The 24,845-nt window shown below is 44.7% G+C and carries 25 protein-coding genes and 1 other annotated feature; of the genes, 5 read left to right on the forward strand and 20 right to left on the reverse strand.

Going from position 1 to position 24,845, the window contains the following annotated elements:
• Window positions 1–5: 5 nt before the first annotated feature.
• The 15 genes from pgsA to ezrA all read right to left on the reverse strand — a co-directional run bounded on the left by pgsA (window position 6) and on the right by ezrA (window position 17,233).
• On the reverse strand, window positions 6–593 hold the full coding sequence (gene pgsA / locus M3M37_RS03395) for a CDP-diacylglycerol--glycerol-3-phosphate 3-phosphatidyltransferase (protein ID WP_252795750.1): 588 nt from the start codon (window positions 591–593) through the stop codon (window positions 6–8).
• A 65-nt stretch (window positions 594–658) separates the two neighbouring features.
• Window positions 659–1,555, reverse strand: coding sequence for a helix-turn-helix domain-containing protein (locus M3M37_RS03400; protein ID WP_252795751.1), 897 nt, complete (start codon window positions 1,553–1,555; stop codon window positions 659–661).
• A 67-nt stretch (window positions 1,556–1,622) separates the two neighbouring features.
• On the reverse strand, window positions 1,623–2,888 hold the full coding sequence (gene yfmH / locus M3M37_RS03405; protein ID WP_252795753.1) for an EF-P 5-aminopentanol modification-associated protein YfmH: 1,266 nt from the start codon (window positions 2,886–2,888) through the stop codon (window positions 1,623–1,625).
• Window positions 2,872–4,140, reverse strand: coding sequence for an EF-P 5-aminopentanol modification-associated protein YfmF (yfmF, locus tag M3M37_RS03410; RefSeq protein WP_252795755.1), 1,269 nt, complete (start codon window positions 4,138–4,140; stop codon window positions 2,872–2,874). The genes yfmH and yfmF overlap by 17 nt, the downstream gene beginning before the upstream one ends.
• Window positions 4,141–4,190: 50 nt before the next feature.
• On the reverse strand, window positions 4,191–4,988 hold the full coding sequence (minD, locus tag M3M37_RS03415) for a septum site-determining protein MinD (RefSeq protein WP_252795756.1): 798 nt from the start codon (window positions 4,986–4,988) through the stop codon (window positions 4,191–4,193).
• A 2-nt stretch (window positions 4,989–4,990) separates the two neighbouring features.
• Window positions 4,991–5,668 (reverse strand): septum site-determining protein MinC, encoded by a 678-nt coding sequence (locus tag M3M37_RS03420; RefSeq protein WP_252795758.1) that lies wholly within the window; start codon window positions 5,666–5,668, stop codon window positions 4,991–4,993.
• A gap of 13 nt (window positions 5,669–5,681) precedes the next feature.
• Window positions 5,682–6,203 carry a rod shape-determining protein MreD gene (gene mreD / locus M3M37_RS03425; RefSeq protein ID WP_252795760.1) on the reverse strand — a complete coding sequence of 174 codons (522 nt, stop codon included), beginning with the start codon at window positions 6,201–6,203 and terminating at the stop codon, window positions 5,682–5,684.
• A gap of 12 nt (window positions 6,204–6,215) precedes the next feature.
• Window positions 6,216–7,061, reverse strand: a complete 846-nt coding sequence (gene mreC, locus M3M37_RS03430) for a rod shape-determining protein MreC (RefSeq protein WP_252795761.1) — start codon at window positions 7,059–7,061, stop codon at window positions 6,216–6,218.
• Window positions 7,062–7,118: 57 nt separating this feature from the next.
• On the reverse strand, window positions 7,119–8,132 hold the full coding sequence (locus M3M37_RS03435) for a rod shape-determining protein (RefSeq protein WP_252795763.1): 1,014 nt from the start codon (window positions 8,130–8,132) through the stop codon (window positions 7,119–7,121).
• 92 nt (window positions 8,133–8,224) lie between these two features.
• Window positions 8,225–9,529, reverse strand: a complete 1,305-nt coding sequence (locus M3M37_RS03440; protein WP_252795764.1) for a bifunctional folylpolyglutamate synthase/dihydrofolate synthase — start codon at window positions 9,527–9,529, stop codon at window positions 8,225–8,227.
• A 46-nt stretch (window positions 9,530–9,575) separates the two neighbouring features.
• Entirely contained in the window at window positions 9,576–12,251 is a 2,676-nt protein-coding gene (locus tag M3M37_RS03445; RefSeq protein ID WP_252795768.1) for a valine--tRNA ligase, read from the reverse strand.
• 45 nt (window positions 12,252–12,296) lie between these two features.
• Window positions 12,297–12,505: a binding site (T-box leader), on the reverse strand.
• 49 nt (window positions 12,506–12,554) lie between these two features.
• Window positions 12,555–13,052: a thiol peroxidase gene (tpx, locus tag M3M37_RS03450; protein WP_420842976.1), complete on the reverse strand. Its 498-nt coding sequence runs from the start codon at window positions 13,050–13,052 to the stop codon at window positions 12,555–12,557.
• A 20-nt stretch (window positions 13,053–13,072) separates the two neighbouring features.
• Window positions 13,073–14,296 carry a tRNA uracil 4-sulfurtransferase ThiI gene (gene thiI, locus M3M37_RS03455; RefSeq protein WP_252795769.1) on the reverse strand — a complete coding sequence of 408 codons (1,224 nt, stop codon included), beginning with the start codon at window positions 14,294–14,296 and terminating at the stop codon, window positions 13,073–13,075.
• Window positions 14,297–14,316: 20 nt separating this feature from the next.
• Entirely contained in the window at window positions 14,317–15,462 is a 1,146-nt protein-coding gene (locus M3M37_RS03460) for a cysteine desulfurase family protein (protein ID WP_252795771.1), read from the reverse strand.
• Between the two features lie 61 nt (window positions 15,463–15,523).
• On the reverse strand, window positions 15,524–17,233 hold the full coding sequence (gene ezrA, locus M3M37_RS03465; protein WP_252795773.1) for a septation ring formation regulator EzrA: 1,710 nt from the start codon (window positions 17,231–17,233) through the stop codon (window positions 15,524–15,526).
• Window positions 17,234–17,563: 330 nt separating this feature from the next.
• Between ezrA and rpsD the strand changes: the two genes are divergently transcribed.
• The 5 genes from rpsD to M3M37_RS03490 all read left to right on the forward strand — a co-directional run bounded on the left by rpsD (window position 17,564) and on the right by M3M37_RS03490 (window position 20,879).
• Complete coding sequence (gene rpsD, locus M3M37_RS03470) at window positions 17,564–18,169, forward strand: 30S ribosomal protein S4 (RefSeq protein WP_252767372.1); 606 nt, start codon at window positions 17,564–17,566, stop codon at window positions 18,167–18,169.
• Window positions 18,170–18,268: 99 nt separating this feature from the next.
• Window positions 18,269–18,721, forward strand: coding sequence for a YueI family protein (locus M3M37_RS03475; RefSeq protein WP_252795774.1), 453 nt, complete (start codon window positions 18,269–18,271; stop codon window positions 18,719–18,721).
• A 20-nt stretch (window positions 18,722–18,741) separates the two neighbouring features.
• Window positions 18,742–20,040, forward strand: coding sequence for a replication-associated recombination protein A (locus tag M3M37_RS03480; protein ID WP_252795776.1), 1,299 nt, complete (start codon window positions 18,742–18,744; stop codon window positions 20,038–20,040).
• Entirely contained in the window at window positions 20,033–20,314 is a 282-nt protein-coding gene (locus M3M37_RS03485) for a hypothetical protein (RefSeq protein WP_252795780.1), read from the forward strand. The genes M3M37_RS03480 and M3M37_RS03485 overlap by 8 nt, the downstream gene beginning before the upstream one ends.
• A 76-nt stretch (window positions 20,315–20,390) precedes the next feature.
• Complete coding sequence (locus tag M3M37_RS03490) at window positions 20,391–20,879, forward strand: universal stress protein (RefSeq protein ID WP_252795782.1); 489 nt, start codon at window positions 20,391–20,393, stop codon at window positions 20,877–20,879.
• 30 nt (window positions 20,880–20,909) lie between these two features.
• Here M3M37_RS03490 and M3M37_RS03495 read toward each other — a convergent pair whose 3' ends face one another.
• The 5 genes from M3M37_RS03495 to yidD all read right to left on the reverse strand — a co-directional run bounded on the left by M3M37_RS03495 (window position 20,910) and on the right by yidD (window position 24,843).
• Window positions 20,910–21,800, reverse strand: coding sequence for a helix-turn-helix domain-containing protein (locus M3M37_RS03495; protein ID WP_252795784.1), 891 nt, complete (start codon window positions 21,798–21,800; stop codon window positions 20,910–20,912).
• A 115-nt stretch (window positions 21,801–21,915) separates the two neighbouring features.
• Window positions 21,916–23,055 (reverse strand): D-alanine--D-alanine ligase family protein, encoded by a 1,140-nt coding sequence (locus M3M37_RS03500; protein ID WP_252795786.1) that lies wholly within the window; start codon window positions 23,053–23,055, stop codon window positions 21,916–21,918.
• Window positions 23,056–23,151: 96 nt separating this feature from the next.
• Entirely contained in the window at window positions 23,152–24,330 is a 1,179-nt protein-coding gene (locus M3M37_RS03505) for an FtsW/RodA/SpoVE family cell cycle protein (RefSeq protein WP_252795913.1), read from the reverse strand.
• Window positions 24,331–24,377: 47 nt separating this feature from the next.
• Window positions 24,378–24,587: a DUF2969 family protein gene (locus tag M3M37_RS03510; protein WP_252795787.1), complete on the reverse strand. Its 210-nt coding sequence runs from the start codon at window positions 24,585–24,587 to the stop codon at window positions 24,378–24,380.
• A 13-nt stretch (window positions 24,588–24,600) separates the two neighbouring features.
• Complete coding sequence (gene yidD / locus M3M37_RS03515; protein ID WP_252795789.1) at window positions 24,601–24,843, reverse strand: membrane protein insertion efficiency factor YidD; 243 nt, start codon at window positions 24,841–24,843, stop codon at window positions 24,601–24,603.
• Window positions 24,844–24,845 lie beyond the last annotated feature (2 nt).

Raw genomic sequence — 24,845 nt, forward strand, 5'->3', positions numbered from 1 at the left:
CTTACTTAGAAGGAATCTGCAAAGACCTTCCGATTCTTCACGAAGTATTCAACTCCAGAGTATACGGCCGCAATTAAGGCCACGTATAAACAAAACTGTCCGACCGGTAAATTTAAGTTATTGAAAAAAACGTTGTTCAACAGCAACAAAATCACACTAATCATTTCAAAAAAGGTCTTAATTTTTCCTGACCAGTCAGCTGCAATGACTTGACCATCGTTTTGAACGATAATTAGGCGTAAGCCCGTAACCGCCAATTCCCGACACACGATAATGGCAGCAATCCAAGCGGCAACATTGTTATCACCGACCCCCACCAGCATGATGAAAGCTGACATAACAATCATTTTATCGGCTAACGGATCTGCGAACTTCCCAAAGTTAGTGACGAGGTGTTTTCGTCTCGCAATCTGACCATCTAAAAAGTCGGTCAAAGCCGCTACAATAAACACTAGAGCTGCCAATAACTGATTCACTGGAATCATGGTTCCAGCCACAACCACGGACCCCATGCTAATCGGCAATGCTAATAACAATAGAAAAATGGGAATCAGGATAATCCGAAACATGGTTAATTTATTAGGTAAATTCATTACAAAAAATCCTCCTCAAACCGAAAATAACGCCCTGCTGTTACACAGGCCGCCATTGTTCGTTATTATTCAAATTTAAAGTTCATATCCCGCTGGTTGGCATCTTGACCTGCTGCCGGTTGAGGAAGCATTACTTGTTGGTCGTTTAACTTCACGCTCGAAATTGGAGCGTTCGTGAGGTGGATGTTAACCTCTTTGGTGTTCTTTGGAATCTCAACTTGATGTCCCGCATTTTGATTTACCGTGCCGCTATAAACTTGATTTCCATCCAGTTTCACCGTTACGGTCGTGGCTTGAGTAGCCGCTAAATCTAACTTAGAAGTGGCATTTCCGGTTTTAACGGTAAAGTCGCTGGTACTGTCTTTCACCTGCTTAATTTCCGTTTGCCCTTCCTTTAAGTTATTCTTCTTGGTTTGTTTTTCCGACTTTTTCTTCTTAGCATCATCGTTAGTAACCGTTACTTTAGCGTTTTTAGGTGCCGTAGCGTTGCTATCTTGTCTGGTCTTAGCAACGGCAAAGATCACAACTCCGATGATAATAATCACCACTACTACTAGTCCGACCAATGGAATCATTTTTTGGCGATCCATTTGGTTCTGGTTCTTAGAAAGGTTAGGGCTATTCGTTGATTGATTAGCAGTCCGACCGGTTTCAGCCTCAGCTGGTTCGGTCGTTTGTAATGAATCAGCATCAGGACTAACCTTAGCGGTGGTCAAATGAGCATCCTGTAAGAATTGTTCCCCGTTTAGACCCACAGCGTTTGCATATTGCTTCACAAACGCCCGGACGTAAAATTGACCCGGTAATGCATTAAAATCACCATTTTCGATCGCCGTTAAGTACCGTTTTTGAATCTTAGTCCGCTTTTGGAGTTCATCGATTGAAAGACCGGCTTGTTCCCGGGCCGCCTTTAATTGAGCTCCGATTTCAGAATTACTAGTTTGCTTGCTTTCCTCACTCATTTTTTCAACTCCAATTCCTTAATTTATTGTCAGTATATCATATCCAGAATACTGAAAACACGACCAGCTACTTAATTAGATTAATCGTTTTTTGACTAGCCCGAAAGAAGGCTTGTGCCAGCTTAACAACTGTTTTCAAATCCAACTGGTTAATGATTTCAATTTCATCAAACAAATTAGTGTATCCATCTAAAGCTGTACCTAATTGGTTAGCAATGGCAGAGACCGAATTCATTTGGCTAATTCGCTCCCCGAGCTCTTCATTTTTAATCAAATTAAACTGCGGAGCTAAGCGCTGCGGATCCTGAAGGGCTTGTTCAATCACATTTCCAATCGCATCACTAAAGCGTTCGGGCTGCTCTGTATCCATCGCCAAAATCAAAAAGTGATAATCTGCTTCCATTTCAAAATCAAAGCCAAATGAATCATTGATAATCCCAGTTTGGTAAAGGTGTTGATAAATATCCGAATCTTCAGAAAACAGCAACTGGAGAAAAATGCCAAAGGCTAATTCTTGCTGAGCAAAATCCCGTCCCGTTCTAGTTGGTGCCGGTCCTCGATAACCAACCGCCAGCTTAGGCGTGGTTACTGATAACGAGGTTTCTCGCTGAGGAATCACCACGCTATTTTGAATGTCCCGCTTCGTTTGTTGCTTAAGTCTCCGTAACTCGGCCTGATCGCCTTGGGTAGTTGGTAATGTTTGTAAAACAGGTAAAATTTCTGCTAACGTCACCGGCCCACAAAGTGTCAGAGTCAAATTACCGGGTTGATAATACTGGCGGTAGGTAGCGTACAAATCAGCCTCCGTAATCTGAGCAATCGAAGGAATGTCGCCGGCAATATCAGCGCTTAACGGCGAGTTAGAATACAAGTTGGCAATCGTATCAAAATAGAGTCGCGAGTTAGGATCATCTTGATACATCAAAATTTCTTGTCCAATAATCCCCTGCTCCTTGGCAATTTTTTCCGGACTAAAGAACGGATGATAGACCAGGTCTAACAGCACCCGGAGGTTCTCAATCACATTATCAGTGGCCGTAAACAGATAACTAGTTTGCGCAAAGCTAGTAAAGGCGTTGTCACTTGCACCTAGAGCAGCATAGTGATCACTGGAATCGTAATGTTCCTTATCAAACAACTTATGCTCCATAAAGTGGGCAATTCCAGCTGGAACGGTCCGATTTTTGAGTCGGACGTTAATCGAGCCAAAGTCCGCAGTTAGCATTGCATAGATTGAATTAAACTGGGGCTTCGGATTAACGATTACTTTCATTCCATTCGCAAGCCGGGTGCTTTCTACCGTTTCGTCATATTGATTATAATGTTTTTGCATTAGAAGCTCCTTTCAAAAAGAAGGTGGCCCGTAACTGTAGCTGGCTGGCAACAGCACTAATTTCTGCTTTAGAAACGCGCTGAATGTGATTTTCCCAGGCCCCACTGGCATCATGTCCCAATAGTTGCTGTAAAAATTGTTGGTTAATTAAGCGGCGCGGACTATCGGCACGGCTCTTAAAGCTTGAGGTTAAGACTTCTTTGACCTGGTCCAAATCAGCAGTGGAATAATCGCCATCAATCAAGCGTTGCAGTTCTGCTTGAATCAACGTTTGAACCCGCGACTGTTGCTCTCCATCAATTCCACTTTGAATTGTGAGCAAGCCCACCGTGGAATTATAACTGCTGTTAATGTAATAAACTAAGCTGTCCCGCTCGCGAATATCACGAAACATTAACGAGCTGGCCGTTCCGCCCCACAAACCGTTCATTACCACAGCAGCATAGTAGTCTAAATCGGTACGGAGCACCGGGAGCGCATAAGCCTGTTGATAGAGTGATTGTTGTTGCTGCACGGGTTCCACCTTGGTGTGCATTTGTTGTGGAACCATTCGGGATAAGACATCGCTAGCATCGCTGGTAGTGGACTGCAACTGCTCAAACTGGGGTTGGAGGTCCTCCATTATTGCTGGTGATGCCGTCCCAAGTGCCGACACAAAAATTTCATTGTCCATTATCATTTCTTGGTAATACTGAGCAACTTCAGCACTGGTTAAATTTTGTAGCCGGTGCACATTCCCTAACACACTTTTGCCTTGAAGCGGAGTTTCTGCAAAATAGAGTTCCTGTAACTGGCGGCCGGCATAGTACTTCTTGTCATCGTCTAAATTCTTAACATAATCAATCAAATTTTGTTGGTGTAACTGAAATAAGTCAGGAGGAAATTCGCCTTCATCAATCAGTGGATGAAAAAGCATCTCAGTGATAAAGTCACTCACTGGGGTAGTTACGTCAACTCCATTGGGAAGATACCGTTCATCTGCAAAACTAATTAAAAAGCGTAACACCGCTTGATTTCCGACTCGAAAAACAGAAGTGCCAAATTGTGTTCCATATAACTCTGCCAAACGCTGAGCAACTTGCAGTTTACTGGCATACTTTTGACTGTAATTTTCCATCAATTCTGCTAATAACACCCGTTTTTCAAGATTTTGCTGGTCTAATGGTTCCACAAAATCAATGGCAATCGTAGTCGTCTTAAATTTATTCCCAGGTTGCTGATTAAAATGAATCCGTGCTGTCTTGTTCTGCATACTTCCTCCAATAAAAAAACCCTTAGCGAATTCCTAAGGGTTGTAGTTGTCTACTTGAATAAGTGTTTAAGTCGATCCCAGAAGCTAGGTTTCGCCGCCTGAATGGGCATCAACGGTACCGTTTCTCCCATGACCCGGCGTGCAATGTTTTGATAACACTTAGCAGCCACATTATCTGAACTCAAAACAATGGGGTCTCCGTGATTGGATGTTTTAATCACTTCATCGTCATCAATCACAATCCCCAACAACTTTACTCCTAAGTGTTGGGTAATTTCATCAACGTCCATTACATCCCCATTATCCATCATGTTCGGCCGAATCCGGTTGATGATTAACTCGGGAGATTCATGTAACGGGTGCTTTTCTAAGATACCAACCACTCGGTCGGCATCCCGAACTGCAGAAATTTCGGGAGTGGTGACAATAATGGCTCGGTCTGCCCCCGCAACAGCGTTCAAAAAGCCCTGCTCAATCCCAGCAGGACAGTCAATTAAAACATAGTCAAACTGTGGTTTTAACTCATCCACAATGTTTTTAACTTCTTCTTCTGTAAGGGCATTTTTATCTGTAGTTTGCGCAGCTGGCAACAAGTACAAATTCCCATCGAACCGCTTATCCTTAATAAGTGCCTTAACCAAATGGGCTCGATCCTTAGCAACATCCACAATGTCATACATAATCCGATTGTCTAATCCCAGCACCACATCGAGATTCCGCAATCCGATGTCTAAATCTAATAGACAAACCTTTTTCCCCATCAGAGCTAGGGCCGTCCCAATGTTAGCAGACGTCGTTGTTTTTCCAACCCCACCTTTTCCAGATGTGATTACAATTGCTTCACCCATCACTAAATTCCTCCAATTCTACTAAAGAATTTTGGACTAATCGCTTTGATGTTATCCAAATTACTGTAGTCGATACTGTGCAAGTCGTTCACGTGCATAACCGTTCGCACGTCCGTAGAAACCGGCTGACGTTGATCGGCAATGATCTCAATCTGTTCTCCGATCCGAACCTGTTGGGCTTCGTGAAAGTCCCCAATGGCTAGTTTACTTTCATCTACAGGAAAACCAACGTGGACAATTCCCTTTACTTTTCCCATACTAAAAAGGTTTCCATTTGTAATTAAACGGCCCCCTTGGTGAATTGAACCTAGAAAGAGCACGTCGCCCTTAACCCGTAAATCTTGACCATTACGGATTGTTTGATCAATAATCGTAACCCGGTTTTCGTCGCGCAGATGATAGGCTTCATCATTTAACATGACATCTGCTTTAAATTCCTTAATTACCAAGTTTCCGGCTTGGTTAACAATGTTGCGTAACCGTTGTTTTTGGTCAGCAGAAAGTGCTCGGTTCCCGGATAAAATTGTAAACTCAATTTGCGGTTCCGAGGCATTCTGATTTTTTGTAGCCAACTGGGTCATTAACTTTTTAAATTCTTGGACGGCTTGCTGAAAGTCAGCTTCGTCACTAATTGTAACTTGAAAACCAGTTTGGCTTCCTTTTAACATCACACTTTTCATAAGTTGAAAACTCCTATGATCGATATTGGTCAAACAACAGACTCACTGGATAGTACAACAATAAAAAGAGCATGAGATTCAGTAAAATCGTCGGACCGAAGGCAAAGGCCATAAAATGCATTCCAGAAAAATAAACCAAATGTGCAATTCGACCTGCCGCATAACCTAATACTAACACAATAACTAAATCAATTAGATAAATTAATGTTCCACTAACAAAGTTAGCTTCGATGTAATTTTTTAGTAACTTGGTAACATAGACGACCAATGGAAACAAAAAGGTATAAATACCTAAAACTCCAATGTAATACAGGTCATACACAATTCCAACTCCAAAGGCCCACCAGTACAGATGTAGCTCCGAAAGATCTTTCACAAATAAAATCGCATACACAAACCATAGAAGCGTTAGATAGGGAACCATCGGAAATGTCCCCGCTAGTACTCCAGAAAAGAAGTGCATGATGGATCCTTCAAAAAGGAAAGCAATAATAATCCCTAACGGAAACAAAATATGACGTTTTTTTTTCTTCATAAGGCGCGCCTCCTATTTCTTCCCCAGTACCGAAACAACGTCAATGCTGCGGGTATCAGCGGCTGGCTTGATGTTAATTTGTTCTGAAATTCCGTTAGCGGCTCCCGAAATACCGGTGACCTTTCCAACGTACAGTCCTTTCGGCGTCGTTCCTCCTAGACCATTAGTCATTACCTTGGCACCTTTTTTAATCTTGTCTTTTGAGGTTAGACTTCCCATTTCAAGCTCATTGTTAGCATTGTTGTAACCAGAAATTAATCCATCCACGGGACCCTTTTCACCAGCAACCTCGACCGCAAACCGGTTCGCACCGTCGCCACTATCAGTAATTAACTCAACCTTACTATTGGTGTCGTTAACTTCACTAATTCGACCAATTAAACCTTGGTTCACTAGGACCGGCATATTCTTTTTAATTCCGTTTATCTTTCCCTTGTCAATGACCAGTTGTTGTTGCCAATTAGAAGGAGTCCGTGCGATGACGTTGGCATTAACCTTGGTGTAATCCGTCAGGGTCTTGTCCATCTTTAATTGTCGTTTTAGCTGTTGGTTTTCGGAACTTAACGCTGCATTCTTCGTTTGGGTAGCTTCGATTTGATCAACTTTCCCCTTTAGAATTCGATTTTCGTGATAAGTGTTGAGCAAATCATTCGTATTCGCAAAAAAACCATCCACGATTCCAACGGGAAAGCCCAACGTCTGGTTTCCAAATCCCACTAAATCATTGCCAATTCTTTGAATGATGGGCGGAGTGGCCCGCTTGTTTCGAATGGCAACCGTCCCGGTAATCAGGCCCATACTCAGGACCAGACAAATTACCAAAATCACCAAGTTCCGGCTGGAAAAAAGCTTATGCATATCAATCTCCCATTCAATTCAATAAAACAAATAAGCGGGATTCCCCGCTTATTTGTTTTATTTTTTCTTCATGACTTCCATGCTCTTTAATGATTCACCGGTTCCAAGAACCACGCAATCAAGCGGATCTTGAGCAACACTAACGGGGACCTTGGTAGCATCCGAAATCACTTCGTCCAGGTTCTGAATCAAAGCACCCCCACCAGTTAAGACAATTCCATGGTCCACAACGTCAGCGGAAATTTCAGGGGACGTAGCTTCTAAGGTTTCTTTAATGGCGTTGATAATTTCCAAGATTCCTTCATGAATAGCAGTAGCAACGTCTTCTGCCGTGATTTCCGTTGACTTAGGCAATCCAGTCAGTAAATCACGTCCCCGAACGGCTTCCCCTTCCATTTGTCGCGCTTTTTCAATCGAAGCAGAGCCAATCGTAATTTTGGCGTGTTCTGCAGTAGGTAATCCGATTAAGAGGTTATAGTTTTTCCGCACGTACGAAACAATGGCTTCGTCCAACTTGTCTCCGGCCATCCGAATGGAACGAGACGAAACGATGCCACCTAAGGAAAGGGTAGCAACGTCTGTAGTTCCTCCACCAATATCAACCACCATGCTCCCAGTTGGATCCATGACTGGTAATCCAGCTCCAACTGCTGCTACAAATGGCTCTTCCATCACGTAGGCATCCCGAGCACCGGCAACTCGAGTCGCATCAATTACAGCTCGTTTTTCCACCGTGGTAATGCCACTGGGAACGCAAACCATGACATAGGGACGGACGTTCCGATTCCCCAAGGCCTTCCCAATGTAATACTTCAACATGGCGACCGTCGTATCATAATCAGCGATTACCCCGTCACGCATGGGGCGAATAACTTCAATGCTAGCAGGCGCCCGGCCTAGCATTTCTTGTGCTTCGTTTCCAACTGCCACAATTTCACCTGTTTTGGCATTACGTGCCACGACAGAGGGTTCTCTTAAAACGATTCCCTTGCCTTCAACGTAAACAAGTGTGTTGGCAGTCCCTAAGTCAATTCCAATGTTTTTAGTTCCTAGTCCAAACAAAATGTTCATCCCTTTATTGTAATATTTAATTTCTTATTAATAATCCCAGTATATCATATTGCGTTCCATTACGGCTCGTGTTTGAAATTATTAGCAATTCTTTAATTTTTATCGTTTGCAAAAAACCAAGCACGCACGGTTGCAATGAACAAGAGCGATCCCGTAATTAGCGTTAAATCCTTCTGTGAAGTCCGTCGCTGGGCAACGGTAATGGCAGTTTTCCAGTCTGCAATGTAATCTAAATCAGCAAACATTGGGGTAGAAAAATCTGCACTCCCCCGTTGTCCTGTTCCAGCAAATTCAGTGAGATACAGATTAATTCGGGGATCACTGCGTAACAGTGCAACCATTTCCTGATACTGTTTATCGGCTAACACCGCTAACACCACGTTAAATTGCCGTTCTGGAAACTGATCCAGCGTTTCTAACAATCGCCGAACGGCCGGCACGTTATGCGCTCCGTCAATCAAAGTTCGAGGTCGATCCCGTACAACCTCCAGCCGTCCGGCCCATTGGGTCTTTGGAATCGCACTCTGAATCACAGTTTTAGTCTGCGTCACCGGCATCAACGCTGTTTGCTGGGCTAAAGCACGAAAAGCCGCAATTGCAACAGCGGCATCTTCCATCTCAAAATCACCAATCATCTTGGTCGTAACCCGGTCGATATTTCCAAACTGGTCTTGAAATGAAAAACACTGGGCATTAAGTCGTTGATAGTCAAACTGATGGCGCAGTTGCAAGAGTTTACTGTGACGGTTAGTTGCCACTTGCTGCACAATTTGATTGGCTTCGTTAGGAAGTGGACCGGTCACTGTCGGACGGTCTTCGCGAATCATCCCGGCTTTGTCGGTCGCAATCTTGGTAAGCGTATCCCCTAAAATGGCCATGTGATCCATGCCAATCGTAGTAATAATGGTCATGAGTGCCTGATCGGCAACGTTCGTTGAATCAGAACGCCCCCCAATGCCCGCCTCCACTAGGGCAATTTGCACTCCTTGTTCGTGAAAATACAAGTACATCAATGCCGTAATCAGTTCGAATTCAGATGGACCTAGTTCCGGATCCTCGGCATCTAACTCAGCCATCACAGGGCGTACCCGTTGCACGAGTTGGACCAGTTTTTGATCCGGGATTGGCACCTGGTTAATCTGGATTCGCTCGTTAAACCGCACGATAAATGGTGAAATAAATGCTCCCACTAAGAGTCCACTTTCCATTAATAATTGCTGCAGGTACGCCACAACCGAGCCCTTCCCGTTGGTCCCTACAACGTGAACTGTTTTAATTTGGCGTTCTGGATGACCCAACCGCTGCAGTAGCTCGTTAATCCGCCGCTGAGTGGTTTCCTTTTTAATCCGCGGTCGCCCATGAATATAAGCCAGTGCCATTTCGTAATCTGTGCTCATGTTTACTCCTCGAAAAAACAAGCCCAGAATTTTCTGGGCTTGTTTTTTAATCATCTAAGGCTGCTTGAACGTCAGCTAACCGTTTCTTGGCGGCCACTAATTTTTGTTCGTTATCAGCTTGTTTACTGCGTTCTTCGTCAACCACCGTTGCCGGAGCATTAGCCACAAATTTTTCGTTCGCTAACTTTAGTTTAGCACGATCCACTTCGGCTTGGAACTTTTCAACTTCCTTGGTTAACCGTTGCACTTCTTCGTGCAAATCAATCAATTCAGCCAGTGGAATGCTAACTTCAGCATCCGTCACCACGGCTGTCATTGCCAAGTCCGGTACGGAAACGTTAGCACCAATTTCCAACTTTTGTGGGTGCCCGAACCGGTCCAGATATTCCCGGTTGTTTTCTAACACCCGTTGTAAGTCCGTGTCCTTGGTCTTAATCAGGATATCAACTGGATTTCCTAACGGAGCTCCTGCTTCGGCACGAATGTTACGAACCGCTTTGATGATTTCAATCAAGTGTTCCATGTCGCTTTCGGCATTTTCATTGGTAAATTCAGCATGAACTTCTGGATAAGCTGCCGTTACCAATGACTTGCCTTCGTGCGGCATCGAGAGCCAGATTTTTTCCGTTACAAACGGCATAACTGGATGTAAGAGCCGGAGGAACTGGTCAAGAACGTACGCTAACACGTTACGCGTGTTTTGCTTAGCTTGTTCATTGTCACCAGTTAACGTTTCCTTACTCATTTCAATGTACCAGTCACAGAAATCGTTCCAGATGAAATCGTACAAGGAACGGTTGGCTTCTCCAAAGTTGTACTTGTCGTAATTTTCCCGAACAGCTGCTACCGTCTTGTTCAAACGAGCTAAAATCCAGCGATCGGCAAGATTCCAGTCTGATTCAGCTGGCAACTCTGGTTTTTCCATTTCCCCGAGGTTCATGATTACGTACCGACTCGCGTTCCAAATCTTGTTGACAAACTTCCAGGAACCATCCATCTTGTCGTAACTAAACCGTTCGTCTTGACCGGGCGTCGTTCCGGTAGATAAGGACCATCGGAGGGCATCCGCACCGTATTGGTCAATCACGTCCATGGGGTCAATTCCGTTCCCAAGGGACTTACTCATCTTGCGACCCTGTTCATCCCGAATTAGACCGTGCAGTAAGACGTCCTTGAAAGGCCGCCGACCAGTAAAGTGGAGACTTTGGAAAATCATCCGGGAAATCCAGAAGAAGACCAGGTCGTAACCGGTAACCATCGTCGAAGTGGGGAAGTAGCGTTTGAAATCATGCGAGTCGGTGTCTGGCCAGCCCATGGTTGTAAACGGCCACAATCCAGATGAGAACCAGGTATCCAGCACGTCGGGATCCTGTTCCCAGTTTTCAATGTCCTTCGGTGCGGTTTCACCCACGTACATTTCACCAGTGTGCTTGTTGTACCACGCTGGAATTCGGTGTCCCCACCAGAGTTGCCGGGAAATAACCCAGTCGTGTACGTCTTCCATCCACCGACTAAACGTTTTTTCAAACCGTTCTGGGACAAAGTTCACCGCATCATCCGTTTGTTGGTTTTTCAAAGCGGCTTCTGCCAAGGGCTTCATCTTCACGAACCATTGGGTGGACAAGCGGGCTTCCACTTGAACTCCCGTCCGTTCGGAGTGTCCAACCGAATGGACGATTGGTTCAACCTTCAGCATCGCATCGGCGGCTTCCAGGTCATCAGCAATGGCTTTGCGGGCCTCAAACCGATCCATCCCGTTGTATTTCCCGGCGTTTTCGTTAAGGGACGCATCCTCGTTCATCGTGTTGATTTCTGCTAAATCATGTCGTTTCCCGACCTTAAAGTCATTCGGGTCGTGAGCCGGGGTAATCTTTACCATTCCAGTTCCAAAGTCAGGTGAAACATAGTGGTCTGCAATAATCGGAATTTCCCGATTAACCAACGGAACAATGACCGTCTTCCCCACTAAGTCTTTGTAACGTTCGTCACTTGGATTAACTGCCACAGCTACGTCCCCAAACATGGTTTCGGGCCGGGTCGTCGCAATTTCAATGTAATCCTTGCCAGCAAACGTGGTGTCACCCGTAAATTGATACTTCACGTGGTAAAAGGCACCCTTGTCGTCTTTATGTTCCACCTCAATGTCTGAGAGGGCCGTTCTAGCTTGGGGATCCCAGTTGATGATGTACTTAGCCCGGTAAATTAAGCCCTGGTTGTACAGGTCCACAAAGACCTTCCGGACGGCCTTTGAAACTCCGTCATCTAAGGTAAAGGTTTCGCGATCATAGTCTAAAGATAAGCCCAGCTTGGCCCACTGTTCGTGAATCGTAGCAGCAAACTTATCCTTCCAGTCCCAAACCTGTTGAATGAACTTTTCTCGACCTAGATCATACCGTGAAATGCCTTCGTCTTGTAACATAGCTTCTACTTTGGCCTGCGTTGCAATCCCCGCGTGATCCATGCCTGGTAACCATAGCGTATCGTACCCTTCCATCCGTTTTTGCCGGATCAGCATGTCCTGCAGCGTCGTATTCCACGCGTGTCCCAAGTGGAGTTTTCCCGTTACGTTTGGTGGCGGCAGGACAATTGAATATGGCTTGGCCTTTTCATCCCCACTAGGTTTAAATACACCTTCGTCAACCCATTTTTGGTACATTCCTTGTTCCACGGCTTGCGGATCAAACTTCGTGGACATGGCTGTTTTTGCTTCTTCCTCACTCATCAAATTCACCCCTTCAAAAATAAAAAAGCACTCGTTCCTATTTCACAATAGGACGAATGCTCGCGGTACCACCTAAATTGAATTAACAAAGTTGTTAATCCCAACTCAATTCCGATAACGGCGGTAACCGGTTATAACTACTGATTTCGTAATAACTGCTCCCAAGTTACACAAATTGGCTTCGTTAAGAGCCTCCCACCAACGCTCTCTCGCTTCTAACTGGTTCCAACTTGCCTCTTGTTCATTACATTTATTGTTTGCCCATTAATATACTGAACTTTAGCTAATCCGTCAACTACTTTCTTAAAGAAGTTGTTCTAAAGCCGTCAAAGCTTGTTGATAATCAGGTTCAGCCGCAATTTGATCCAAAATTTCTTCGTACGTAATCTTTCCCTGCGCGTCTACGACAAAAACGGCCCGAGCAAGGTGCTTGAAACTAGGAACATACAAGCCCGTGGCTTGACCAAATTCTCCTTGCTCATCGGATAACACGGCTAAATTTTGTACACCCTTGGCCGCACACCAGTCCGTTTGTTCTGCAATCGAGTTGTTGGAAATTGTCACAAACCGTGCAGCGGGATACTGGTCCGCTTGTTGGTTAAACTTCTTGGTTTCCATGCTGCACACGTCCGTATTCAAATCTGGAACGGCACACAAAATCATTGGTTTCCCCAGTAAATCAGTAGTAGTAACTGGCTGATTTTGATCGTTTTGCACCGTAAATTCCGGTAAGCGATCCCCAACTACCGGTGGAGTTCCCACTAATTCAACTTCGTGATCCATTAATTTAACTTTCATCATGATTCCTTTCTGATTGTCCCTTATAATAATTCAGCAAAAACGTCTTCTTGGGAGTTGAGATAGTCATCCCCCACGTTAATCTTCGTGACTTCAATTCCAGCTAAAGCATCTTGCATTAAACCGTCTACGTCTACCAACTGTTCAAATTCGTGGGTTTTCTCTAAATCCGGCTTCGTTTTCGGAGCAGGTGGAGTGAAAATCGTACAACAATCTTCAAATGGCATAATTGAGAGGTCGTATGTATCAATTTCCCGCGCAATTTTAATGATTTCGGTTTTATCCAATGAGATTAGTGGACGAAGCACAGGCAGGGTCGTCACATCGTTAATCGCCCGCATACTTTCGAGCGTTTGCGAAGCTACTTGTCCCAATGATTCTCCGGTAAAGACCCCGTTACAGTGGCGGTCAATCGTAATGGCCGCCGCCAACCGCAGCATCATCCGCCGTTGAATCGTCATCAGGTATCCTTCTGGAACCCGCTTTTTCACCTCTTCTTGCACCTTAGTAAACGGGACCTGAATGAAGTCAATGGTACCTCCAAAGGCCGCGAGTTTCGCCGCCAGGTCCTTCGCTTTCGCGAGGGCTTGTTGGCTAGTGTATGGCGGACTAAAGAAATGAATCATATCAACCTTCACTCCCCGCTTCATGGCTAGATAGGCCGCTACCGGTGAATCAATCCCTCCGGATAACATCATCGTGGCCCGTCCCCCGGTTCCAACTGGCAGACCCAGTGCCCCCGGAATCGTGACACTCGATAAGTAGATTCCACTTAGACGAACGTCAATTTGGAGGTTGATATCTGGGTTTTTCATTTGGACTTGAATTCCCGGAATGGTCTCTAAAATGTAACTGCCGACTCCATCATCAACACCATAGGTATTTAACGGATAGTTTTTATTTTGGCGCCGGGTCGCGATTTTGAAAGTTTGTCCGGGTTGGTATTGTTCCTTAATCATTTGTTCCGCCGTTTGCTGAATGTCAGCTAAACTAGCGTCCTTGGGTAGTTTTACCACCGGCGAGAAGGTTTCAATCCCAAACACTTGTTGCAAGGCGTCCATGACCGGTTGAGCTGGTTGGTCGTTCAACACCACGTGTAGCCGATCTCGTTGGGCTTTCACCACAACCGCAGGAAACGGTTTTAACACGTTGCGAATGTTTTGGCCCAACTGGCGAATGAATTCCTTGCGGTTTTTTCCCTTTGTGGAAAGCTCCCCGTAGCGAACCATAATTTCACTGTATTCCATTCTGTCACTTCCCTTTTTCTTTAACTCAAGGTTTTAAATTGTTCGTATAACTTGGCAAAAACCCGCTTAAACTGTTCGACCTCTGCCATCGTATTTTGGTCACTCAGAGAAATGCGGACGGCTCCGCGGGCAATTTCTGGATCCACTCCCATTGCACTCAGTGTACTAGAAGTTAGGCCTTTTTTCGACGAACATGCACTGGTTGTTGACAAATAAATATCGTCCTCTTCAAACGCATGCACGATGGTTTCCCCTTTCACTCCTTCAATCGCAAAGCACAGGATATGAGGCGCAAAATGCGGTCCGGTGCCCGAAAAAATGTGGACCTTTGCAAACTGTTGCAGGTAATCCCGCAGGTTCAGACGTAATTCCTGTTCGGTTGCCACCGTTTGCTGTTCGTGTTGTTTTAGTAAGCGGACGGCCTTGGCCATCGCCGCAATCGCTGGTAGATTTTCAGTCCCGCTTCGTTGCCCGCGTTCCTGACCACCTCCGTCTAAAAGTGGCATCAATTTCTTACCGGTTCGTCCGTAAATAAAGCCTACGCCCCGTGGTGCATGAAATTTGTGCCCCGAAAAGGTTACAAAGTCAACCCGGTCGTTAAAAATCAAATCGTGCAATCCTTTGCCAATTCCCTGAACGGCGTCCACGTGAAAGTGAATCTTCGGATAATCCCGTAAAATCTCCGCCACTTCAGCCAATGGTTGCACGGCGCCCATCTCGTTATTTACCGCCATCACGGAAACTAAGGTCGTATCCGAGCGAATTGCTTGGCGTAAATCATCCGGACGAATCCGCCCTTCTTCATCCACCGGGAGATACGTTACCTCAAATCCGAGCTCTTCCATTCGTTGCATTGAGTGTTTAACGGCATCATGTTCAACCTGAGTGGTAATTAAGTGCCGCCCAAATTGACGCTTAGCTAGCGCGGTTCCTTTTACAACCCAGTTATCTCCTTCGGTTCCCCCGCTGGTAAAAAAGATTTCTGCCGGCTGCACGCCTAACTGACTGGCAATCTGGCGGCGCGACTGAATCAATAACTGGTCTGCTTTTTCACCAAAGTTATGCAAACTAGAGGGATTCCCCCAGTAATTTTCACTCACCTGGTTATAGGTTGCTAGCACATCCGGATTCACCTTAGTGGTCGCGCTGTTATCAAAATAAATCATGGTAATCACTCCTTTGAAAAAGGAAACCAGGCCGCAGCAAATCGACCTGGCTTTCTTCTATTTAATTATTCTGGGCTTTATTCTTGTAATAATTGTCTTCGATTCGGTTAAAGGCACCCGGTTCAACCTGATCCAAAGCGTTGGCAATCGTCGCAAGGCTATCCTCGTACCGATAGTCCTGTTCAAACTGCTGCTGAGCCTTATGAATGGCGGCTGCCATTGCCGGGTTCGTTGCTGCATAACGGTTCGCATACTGAATCACTTGTTCCGCTAATAACGACTGGTCAATCAAGTCACTGGTCTTATCCTGAAGTTGATCACGATCGTGCTTGATTTGTTCCAACTGCTTTTGGACGTCATCCATACTAATTTTAGCTTTGTTCATGGTGGCTTTCAAATGTTGCACTTCTTTAGAAACCATTTCAAAGTACTCGGCGTAGTCTGCAGAGACCCCAGGCAAGTTCAGGTTTTCAACCCGACGATGAATGGCATGTAACTCGGCAGTTAAATCCTCTAAAGTCTGTTGCGCTTGCTGCTCTTCCTCACTTAAATCGGCAATCGAATCATTCAGCGCCCGTTGCTTCTTTTCAATGTTCGTCAAGGATTGCTGGAATTGTTTCAGGTCTGCCGCAATTTGGGAGTAAATGGCCTGGTTTTCTTTGATCGTCTGGCAGTCGTCCTGGTACTTTTGGTTAATCAAACTAATCTGCTCTTGGAGCCGTTCGGTGTTTTCCACTTCTCCATGTTCTAATGAATAATTATGGCTCAACCGTTCTAATTCATCCGCGAGAGTTTGATTTTGCTGCAAAGCATGCTGAATAAAGCGACCAATCACATCAAGCTGTTTATCAACGAACAGCCGGGCTTTCATTTCCGTTTCCAACCGATCATAAAGGTCGTTAATCCGCTTTTCAATTTCATTATCTTGTTCTCTTACGAAACTCAAATCAAGGTGTTTAATGTTTTCTAAGTTATCCTGAACGGCTTGCTGCAATTCTTTTAGGGTCACCGAAAAATCATCATCCGCAAAGCAAAATCCTTCTGCCCGTGATTTGGCATACGCTGATTCAATTTCTTGCAGCTGGTTCACAAACTGCTCGTGGTTTAACTGATACAGTTCTGGAATGGACTCCATCTTTTGCTCTAAAGAAGTCGTAGCTTGCTTCAAATCCCCTAGCATGGCTTCTGCATTCTGATGGTCACCACGTTGGGTTAACGCCGAAAAGTCTGCAAAGGTATCTTCAATTGATGAAAGTTGTCCTTCCAGCGCATCAATCGCTGGTCCATACTTGCTATTATCATTTAACAAGGTCTTGCGCAGTTTTCGATAATTAGTTTCTAAATCAACCACGGCTTGTTGGTGGGCCTGTTCCATTTTCTGAATGTTCGTGAGGGTGGCTTGCACCTGATCTAAATCGGTCGCAGCCGCTTCCAGCTTAGCGTGGGCTTGATCAACGTCATCACGTGTCTGTAAGAAATTAACCCCCTTGGCATCCTTTTCAGCAGCCGTTAAACTCTGGGACACATCCGGAAATTGGGTTTGTTGGACGTTCTGATATTTTTTTTGGGCTTCCTGAAACTTAGTTAACGAGTCCCCCGTTAACGTCAGTTGTCCCACCGCTTGTAATTGATCCGTGAGCGATAAATTTTTCAATCGCGTCAATTCAAGGTTCATAGCTTTAGCTTGCTTTAATTGGGTTCGTTGGTACACCACAACGGCAAGATAAATAATAATGATAATAACTATAATCCCAATAATAACGTTTAGCATGATTTTCGACCTTCGCCTAATTTAGATTTATTAACTAACTGTCACTCTCACAGTCTCTTTGGATTATACCATAATCACCGCAAAGAAAGCAGCCTCTCTCCCTAGAAAATCAGCTGCTCCCGTTGACAAGTCTGCATATTCCGGCTAGAATGGAGCTTGTGTAAAATAATGCAGCGGTACACGGTAAGCTCGTCAACATGTCTTTGCTATCTTGAATAGTTTAATTAGTAACCCACCGGCTGCTAAGGTGAAAGTTCTGAGAGACATGCACGAATACTAAGTGTACATTTGGTTATTTTACTCCAAAATTATTTTATTGGAGGATTTATTATGTCTAGATATACTGGACCAAGTTGGCGAATTTCTCGTCGACTCGGCATTTCTTTATCAGGTACTGGTAAAGAGTTACAACGGCGTCCTTATGCACCTGGTGTTCACGGTCAAGGGCGGCGTCAAAAACTTTCTGAATACGGTGTTCAATTACGCGAAAAGCAAAAGATGCGTTACATGTACGGCTTAACTGAACGTCAATTTTACTCCTTGTTCTTAAAGGCTGGTAAGATTCGTGAAGGTAAGCACGGTGATAACTTCGAAATTAAGTTGGAACAACGGCTTGATAACGTGGTTTACCGCTTAGGTTTAGCTACGACGCGGCGCCAAGCTCGTCAATTAGTTAACCACGGTCACATCACGGTCGATGGCAAACGGGTTGACATTCCTTCTTACGAAGTTGAACCTGGTCAAGTAGTTGGCGTTCGGGAAAAGTCTAAGAACCTCGCCATCATCAAAGAAGCAGTTGAAGCAGTGGTTAGCCGCCCTACTTACGTTTCCTTTGATGCTGACAAGTTAGAAGGTTCCTTAACTCGGCTTCCTCAACCTGACGAATTAAATGCTAACATCGACACTTCCTTAGTGGTTGAATTCTACAACCGTTAATCAGTGGTTCAAGAGCACCCTCTACTGGAGGGCGCTCTTTTTTTGTTACCATCAACTTGATGATACAATAAGAAATAAGATTAGAAAGGAGCACTAAGCATGCCAAACGAAAATAACGTCCAAGATCGTCTGGACCAAGCTATGAACGGGGGCACGCCCCAAATCAATCCTGATGAGCAACGCCAATACCTCGGAACATTCCGCGAACGAGTCGCCCTGGTCGTCTCCGTCAGAGAAGTTGGTAACGATGCCGCCATCAAGCAGGTCCGACAATTATTAGAACAACATTCTAACTACAGTGTATTAATAAACGGTAACCTAGATAGTGCGCTCCAAAGCCCTTACCTTAAGTTAGCCGGTGAGTTACACGCCAAGTTTACCCTTAAAAACAACGCTGACTACGGAACCGCTGCTGATCAAGCGGCCGTTGTAATTGCTGCTCCGAACGCCATCAACGTGGAATCAATTGCGTTTCATGCCCCTGCTCCGCAACCAGAGGAACCACAAAAATCTGGCCATCAATCCTTTTGGCAGCGCCTGTTCCATCATTAAATCATTAGACCGAGGCTTTTATGCAAAAACCACTCGCATATCGGATGCGTCCCACTAAAATTGAAGAAGTCGTAGGTCAACCAGACCTCGTTGGCCCCGGCAAAATTATTAATCGGATGGTAAAAGCTCACTTATTATCATCCATGATTCTATATGGTCCTCCAGGAACCGGGAAAACCAGTATTGCGAGTGCCATTGCTGGTTCCTCAAAATACGCTTTCCGCTCTCTAAACGCTGCCACCGATACCAAAAAAGATCTACAAATTGTGGCCGAAGAAGCTAAGATGAGTGGTACCGTGGTGTTATTGTTGGATGAAATTCATCGCCTTGATAAAACCAAACAAGATTTTCTTCTCCCCTTACTAGAAAGCGGACAGATTATTTTAATTGGCGCGACGACTGAGAATCCGTACATCAATATCAACCCAGCCATCCGCTCACGAACTCAAATTTTCCCAGTTCATCCGCTTACTAGCGCAGATATTGAAACGGCCATCGAACGATCCTTACATGATGCAGAACGGGGACTTGGGAATGAGCCGGTCGACCTTGATTCAGCTGCATTGCATTTTCTTAGCCATCGTACCAATGGTGATTTACGTAGTACTCTGAATGCCTTAGAGTTGGCCGTCCGTTCGACTCCCAAAACTAAGGGCAGAATTCACGTCACGCTTAAAGACGTTGAGGCTTGCTTGCAACAGCAGGCTCTAACCCAGGATAAGGACGGTGACGCCCATTATAACGTTCTCTCCGCCCTGCAAAAATCCATTCGGGGTTCTGATGCCAATGCGGCGTTGCACTATGCAGCCCGGCTAATTGAGGCCGGAGATTTAACCTCCCTCATCCGTCGGTTAATGGTAATCGCCTATGAGGACGTTGGCCTCGCCAATCCACCGGCCGCCGAACGAGCGGTCACAGCCGTGCAAGCCGCTGAACGAGTGGGATTACCCGAAGCCCAAATTCCCCTGGCCAACGCTATCATCGAACTTTCGCTTTCTCCTAAGTCCAACTCAGCGATGGCTGCGATGGCCGCTGCGCTAGAAGACGTTCGTTCCGGTAACTACGGAGAAATTCCTCTTTACCTTCGGGATGCTCATTTCAAAGGTGCTAAGGAACTAGGCCACGTCGGCTACCAGTATCCCCACAACTTTAAAAACGGTTGGGTCAACCAACAATATCTACCCGATCAGATTAAGGATGCTCAGTACTACCAACCTAAAACGACTGGCAAAATGGAACGCGCCTACGCTGAACAGTACCAAAAATTACAACAAGCTCAGCATCAGGACCAAACTTCCAAGGAGGATCATCATGATTAATCTCTTAGCATTACTATTTGCCCTACTCCTAGCTGGAAATGGGCTGTACTTTCTCCTTCACCAACAGCGCTCGTTTCTCCTTTTTCACCCGGAGGAGAATCCAAAATTACAACGCATCCTGAAAATTAGTGGGATTTGCTTGCTAATTTTGGCCGGGTTAACCGTGGGAGCCATTTTGCTTAACAACACTCCCCTTCTGGTTATTGCGCTAGTCGGTGGCTGTTTGGGTTGTTTAATTCCCGAACTATTGTTAATTCCCTTTATGAACCGTTAGACCCTACTATTTTTCAGAAAGAGCGTTAAAATAAAGTTGATTAGATGGTTTACAAATCTAAATGAGGTGATTGTTTATGTTACAAGAATATCGCAACATCCTAGTTCCCGTTGATGGTTCTTACGGTGCTGAATTGGCCTTTGAAAAGGCCGTAGCCATTGCCAAACGAAATGAATCTCACTTGCATCTCGTTCATGCCATTGATACGCGGGCTTACCAAGACGTTTCTAGCTTTGATAACAGCATCGTTGATGAAATTACTGATAAAAGTAAAAAACGACTAGAAAAGTACGTACAGACGGCGCACGAAGCTGGTCTAGAAGACATTGACTATTCGATTGAATATGGTGCCCCTAAAACCATTATTGCCAAGGATCTGCCCCACGAATTAAACGTCGATTTAATCATCATGGGAGCCACTGGACTGAATGCCGTGGCGCGCTTGTTAATTGGTTCAGTTACAGAATACGTAACGAGATCCGCAACTTGTGACGTCTTAGTGGTGAAAACCAACCTTAAAAATGAATTAATTCCCGAACGACAATTAGGAAAACAAAGCAATTAATAAAACCCCAAAAAATTCCTGGCAAACCTGCTAGGAATTTTTAGGTTGATATATTTGATAAATTTGCTCTAATTTACTGTTATTTTTTAGATGCACCAGTTGATCAGCTCGTTGCATTAAATGACTGGCAGTCGCTGGTTGTTGCAGGGCTTGAAAACAGGAGGCTTCTAGGTAATACAAATCAGCTAAGCAGTAATACGAATAGTGCTGCTGCAGATAATTTATTAATAACTGACAGGCAACCTGTGTTTCAGCATGTAGTTGTAACACCAATCCTAAGGTGGTCACGGCCATGCCAAAGCGGACTAACGGCAATAATGATTCCACCTTTGTCTGCAACTGCTGCTCTAGCTGTTCCAAAGCCTTGATAAGTGCTTGTTGGGCGCGACGATTGAACTTAAGTTGTTGGTACGTGGCTGCCTCCCCTAAATGGGCCAATCCGTGAATAAAGGGCTGGTTTGTTGTAGTGGTTTGATAATCTAAAGAGTGATCAAAAGCAATCATCGCGGCTTCTAAGTTTTTCTCTAACATGAGTTGCAAAAAAACAGAATAGCAATAATAGCGACTCAATAACACGCGTGAGTCCAAATTTTCAACTTTAATGTGCGCCAGTTGCTGGGCTCCCTGCTTAAATTTAAATTGAAATAATAAACTTTCCAATTCCTGGAGTTGCTGTTCCCCATAGCAATAACGCTGACAGTAGTGTTTTTCTAGCTCCTGGGGATCAATCCTTAACCGCGTTAAGAGCAACGGGACAATCTCCCATTTAGAAAAACTGGTTGCGTTCTCTAAAGTGCTAATGGTCGTTTGGGTACAAATCCCACGGGCTAATTCAGCCTGAGATAAATGAATTTGTTGCCGTTTGGTTCTAACTAGGCGGCTCAATTCCGTTAACAACTGTGGAGATGGGAAGATCAACATTAATGTGCTCCTCTAACAAATTATCTACGAAAAAATAAGTATTATTATCCTATGTTTCTTGGTGCTTGTCAATCCATTAAAAAATGCCTCTGGATTTCTCCAGAGGCATTTTGCATTATTTAGCTTTGTAAACCTTTTTTTGATCCTTAGATTGCAGTGGTTTGAAGTCATGCAAGATGGCAGCTTGTCGCTTAAACTCATCCTTAGCGAGCTCAATCAGGCGATCAATTAATTCTGTATAACTAATACCGGTTGCTTCCCACAGTTGTGGGTATAACGAGATGTTAGTAAAACCTGGTAACGTGTTAATTTCACCAAGGTATGGGGTGAAATCTTTAGAAACCAAGAAGTCAATCCGTGCCATTCCCTTTAATTCAAGGGCTTGGTAAGCACGTAAAGCCATTCGGGTGATTTCTTCACTAACTGGTTGCGGTAGTTCGACTGGAATCGTAAATTGAACCGCGCTAGCATCCACGAATTTGTTGTCGTAAGTGTAGAAAGCATCTCCGGCTGGGACTTTAATGGCCCCAATCTTGGAAGCTTCGGGGTGTTCATTTCCCAAGATGGAAATTTCCACCTCTTCCGGTCCTTCAATTGCTTCCTCAACTAAGACTTTCGTGTCGTAGCGTAACGCATCTTGCATGCCTACTTCGTACTCTGCTTCATTTTCCACCTTATGGATTCCAATGGAAGAACCCTGTCGGGATGGTTTGATAAACAAAATTTGGGAAGCAAGCTTTTGACTAATCTTTGCGTAACTCCAGTCAGCAACATTTTCCGGCGTCACCAATACGTAGTTTGTATTCCGTACACCCGTCGCCGTTAAAATCTTTTTCGTAAAGTCCTTGTCATAGGCTAGTGCCGAGGCTTGAACCCCACTACCAACGTAAGGCTTTTGTAATAAGCGTAAAAGTCCCTGAATGGTTCCATCTTCTCCAAGGTTTCCATGGATAATTGGGAAAAAGACATCGATCTTTTTCGTACTATCCAGATTTAAGATGGGTGCCAACGGCTGCTCACGATCCAATTGGGGGACCACTTCAGCCGCTACCTCTTCTTCTGCTTCTCCGGCAAAAATCCGGTGGGAAGCCGCATCATCTAAAATAAAGCCATCTTTGGTTACCAAAAAGAGACTTACGTCATATTTATCCTTGTCCATGGCATCAAAAATGTTGTGCGCCGATCGTTTAGAAACGTCGTGTTCTGAAGAATCTCCACCAAATAATAACGCAATGTGTTGCTTTTTATCTGTCATCTTCTTTTCTCCCATTCGTGTGTTTTGGAAACTTAAGTATAACACTTTTTTGCACCAGTTAAAACGCCAAATAAAAAAGCCTACCGCAGTAGACTTTTACGAAAATTGTTTCACGTTACTAAACATCGAATTCTTGTTATGATACTGCATCGACATAATAAAGCCAATCCCAATCATATTCCCAATCAGAGCGGAACCTCCTTGGCTAATGAAAGGTAACGGAATCCCGGTCATCGGGATTAAATCAATGCTCATCCCAATGTTTTCAAACACATGGAACAGGATCATCATAATTACACCTGTCGAAATGTAAGCGTAAAAGACGTTACGAGTTTGGAACGTCACCTTAATCATTTCATAAATCAGCAGAAAATACAGTAAAATCAGGAGCGTTCCCCCGATGAAACCAAAGTTTTCTCCCACCACGGAAAAAATCATATCGGATTCACGCACTGGAACGTACACGTGAGACACGTTAAAACCGGTTCCGGTTAATCCGCCTGAACCAATCGCTTTCATACTCTGCCAGAGTTGGAATCCTTGGTTGCTAGAATCAGAAGCGGGGTGCAACCAGCTATCAATTCTTTCAAACTGGTACTGTTTAAAGCCTAAGTGACCTAAAATCGTTCGGCCACCGCTAGTGACCACTAACATCACGGCCGTAGTTACTAAGGTTACAAACGCGATAATTCCAGGACCAAGAATTTTCCAGCTAATCCCAGAAACGATGATTAACCCACCTAAGATGGCTAAGAACACAACCGTCGTCCCAAAGTCATTTTGTACCTTTAGTAAAATAACGACTGGTAACGTCCAAAGTACCATTTTACCCAGTAACTTCCAATCACTCCGTACCGTATGAATGGGGTACTCATTATTGTGCGTTGCAATAACGCGGGCTTCCATCAAAATATACGCCGGCTTCATAATTTCAGACGGTTGAAACGTCAACGGTCCAAAGGCAAACCAACTTTTGGCTCCGGTTTGCACATAATAAGCCCGACTGTACAGAAACAGCACCAGGAACAACAACGCAATTCCAAACCAATAAACGTAAGGAGTAATCTTCCATAGTTGTTGGGCGTCAAACTGCATGATTACCACCACGGCAATCGCTCCAATGGCGTACCAGACTAACTGAGATACCACGGTTCTTACCACCGAAACGGATCCCGTATCGTGCGAAGCAGCTACGTAAATGGATCCTAATCCCACCAACGCTAACATCAGAACACAAAAAATAATACTCCAATCGATGCGATCGTCACTTTGCATTTGTCTTCTTTGAAACACAACTAACTCTCCTTCATTTAAATCTGAGGTTACCGTTGGTGTAAATTATATTCACGAATGACTTGTTGGAGCGCATCCGCTTCGTTTTTTTCATGGAAAACTTGGTCCCCCACGTAACAGTCAAATTTGTCCGCATTGGCCACGATTTTACCCACCGTTTGACCTTTAATTTGAACTAAATTTTGGTGTTGGGGTGTTTCTACCACTTCTAATTCGATTTGCTTTTCTTTACGACTCATTCTAACCTCCATTCTACTTAACTTGATTCCGCCGGACACTAAAATGAGTGGGTACCGGGTCAAAGCCTCCCGGAACCAGCGGATTACACCGCAGGATACGAGCAATTCCCATCACCAACCCCCGCCAGCTACCAAATCGTTCAATGGCAGTCTGAGTATAGTGCGAGCAGGTCGGCTGATAGCGACAGGTTGGCGGTGTATGTGCAGAGATTCCATTTTGATAAGCCCGAATGAGCTTGACTAAGAACGTTTGCACGG

Origin of the sequence: Fructilactobacillus carniphilus, from assembly GCF_024029675.1 — a bacterium.
GTDB classification, from domain to species: domain Bacteria; phylum Bacillota; class Bacilli; order Lactobacillales; family Lactobacillaceae; genus Fructilactobacillus; species Fructilactobacillus carniphilus.

Excerpts from the sequence above, each read along its gene's own strand:
- mreC (WP_252795761.1), bottom strand. The coding sequence starts at position 7,061 with ATGCATAAGCTTTTTTCCAGCCGGAACTTGGTGATTTTGGTAATTTGT.
- M3M37_RS03475 (WP_252795774.1), top strand. The coding sequence starts at position 18,269 with ATGCCAAACGAAAATAACGTCCAAGATCGTCTGGACCAAGCTATGAAC.
- yfmH (WP_252795753.1), bottom strand. The coding sequence starts at position 2,888 with ATGCAAAAACATTATAATCAATATGACGAAACGGTAGAAAGCACCCGG.
- thiI (WP_252795769.1), bottom strand. The coding sequence starts at position 14,296 with ATGGAATACAGTGAAATTATGGTTCGCTACGGGGAGCTTTCCACAAAG.
- ezrA (WP_252795773.1), bottom strand. The coding sequence starts at position 17,233 with ATGCTAAACGTTATTATTGGGATTATAGTTATTATCATTATTATTTAT.
- pgsA (WP_252795750.1), bottom strand. The coding sequence starts at position 593 with ATGAATTTACCTAATAAATTAACCATGTTTCGGATTATCCTGATTCCC.
- M3M37_RS03500 (WP_252795786.1), bottom strand. The coding sequence starts at position 23,055 with ATGACAGATAAAAAGCAACACATTGCGTTATTATTTGGTGGAGATTCT.
- M3M37_RS03485 (WP_252795780.1), top strand. The coding sequence starts at position 20,033 with ATGATTAATCTCTTAGCATTACTATTTGCCCTACTCCTAGCTGGAAAT.
- M3M37_RS03460 (WP_252795771.1), bottom strand. The coding sequence starts at position 15,462 with ATGATTTATTTTGATAACAGCGCGACCACTAAGGTGAATCCGGATGTG.
- M3M37_RS03435 (WP_252795763.1), bottom strand. The coding sequence starts at position 8,132 with ATGAACATTTTGTTTGGACTAGGAACTAAAAACATTGGAATTGACTTA.
- yfmF (WP_252795755.1), bottom strand. The coding sequence starts at position 4,140 with ATGCAGAACAAGACAGCACGGATTCATTTTAATCAGCAACCTGGGAAT.
- M3M37_RS03505 (WP_252795913.1), bottom strand. The coding sequence starts at position 24,330 with ATGCAAAGTGACGATCGCATCGATTGGAGTATTATTTTTTGTGTTCTG.
- M3M37_RS03400 (WP_252795751.1), bottom strand. The coding sequence starts at position 1,555 with ATGAGTGAGGAAAGCAAGCAAACTAGTAATTCTGAAATCGGAGCTCAA.
- M3M37_RS03490 (WP_252795782.1), top strand. The coding sequence starts at position 20,391 with ATGTTACAAGAATATCGCAACATCCTAGTTCCCGTTGATGGTTCTTAC.
- mreD (WP_252795760.1), bottom strand. The coding sequence starts at position 6,203 with ATGAAGAAAAAAAAACGTCATATTTTGTTTCCGTTAGGGATTATTATT.
- M3M37_RS03420 (WP_252795758.1), bottom strand. The coding sequence starts at position 5,668 with ATGAAAAGTGTGATGTTAAAAGGAAGCCAAACTGGTTTTCAAGTTACA.
- tpx (WP_420842976.1), bottom strand. The coding sequence starts at position 13,052 with ATGATGAAAGTTAAATTAATGGATCACGAAGTTGAATTAGTGGGAACT.
- M3M37_RS03480 (WP_252795776.1), top strand. The coding sequence starts at position 18,742 with ATGCAAAAACCACTCGCATATCGGATGCGTCCCACTAAAATTGAAGAA.
- M3M37_RS03440 (WP_252795764.1), bottom strand. The coding sequence starts at position 9,529 with ATGAGCACAGATTACGAAATGGCACTGGCTTATATTCATGGGCGACCG.
- minD (WP_252795756.1), bottom strand. The coding sequence starts at position 4,988 with ATGGGTGAAGCAATTGTAATCACATCTGGAAAAGGTGGGGTTGGAAAA.
- M3M37_RS03495 (WP_252795784.1), bottom strand. The coding sequence starts at position 21,800 with ATGTTGATCTTCCCATCTCCACAGTTGTTAACGGAATTGAGCCGCCTA.
- rpsD (WP_252767372.1), top strand. The coding sequence starts at position 17,564 with ATGTCTAGATATACTGGACCAAGTTGGCGAATTTCTCGTCGACTCGGC.
- M3M37_RS03510 (WP_252795787.1), bottom strand. The coding sequence starts at position 24,587 with ATGAGTCGTAAAGAAAAGCAAATCGAATTAGAAGTGGTAGAAACACCC.
- M3M37_RS03445 (WP_252795768.1), bottom strand. The coding sequence starts at position 12,251 with ATGAGTGAGGAAGAAGCAAAAACAGCCATGTCCACGAAGTTTGATCCG.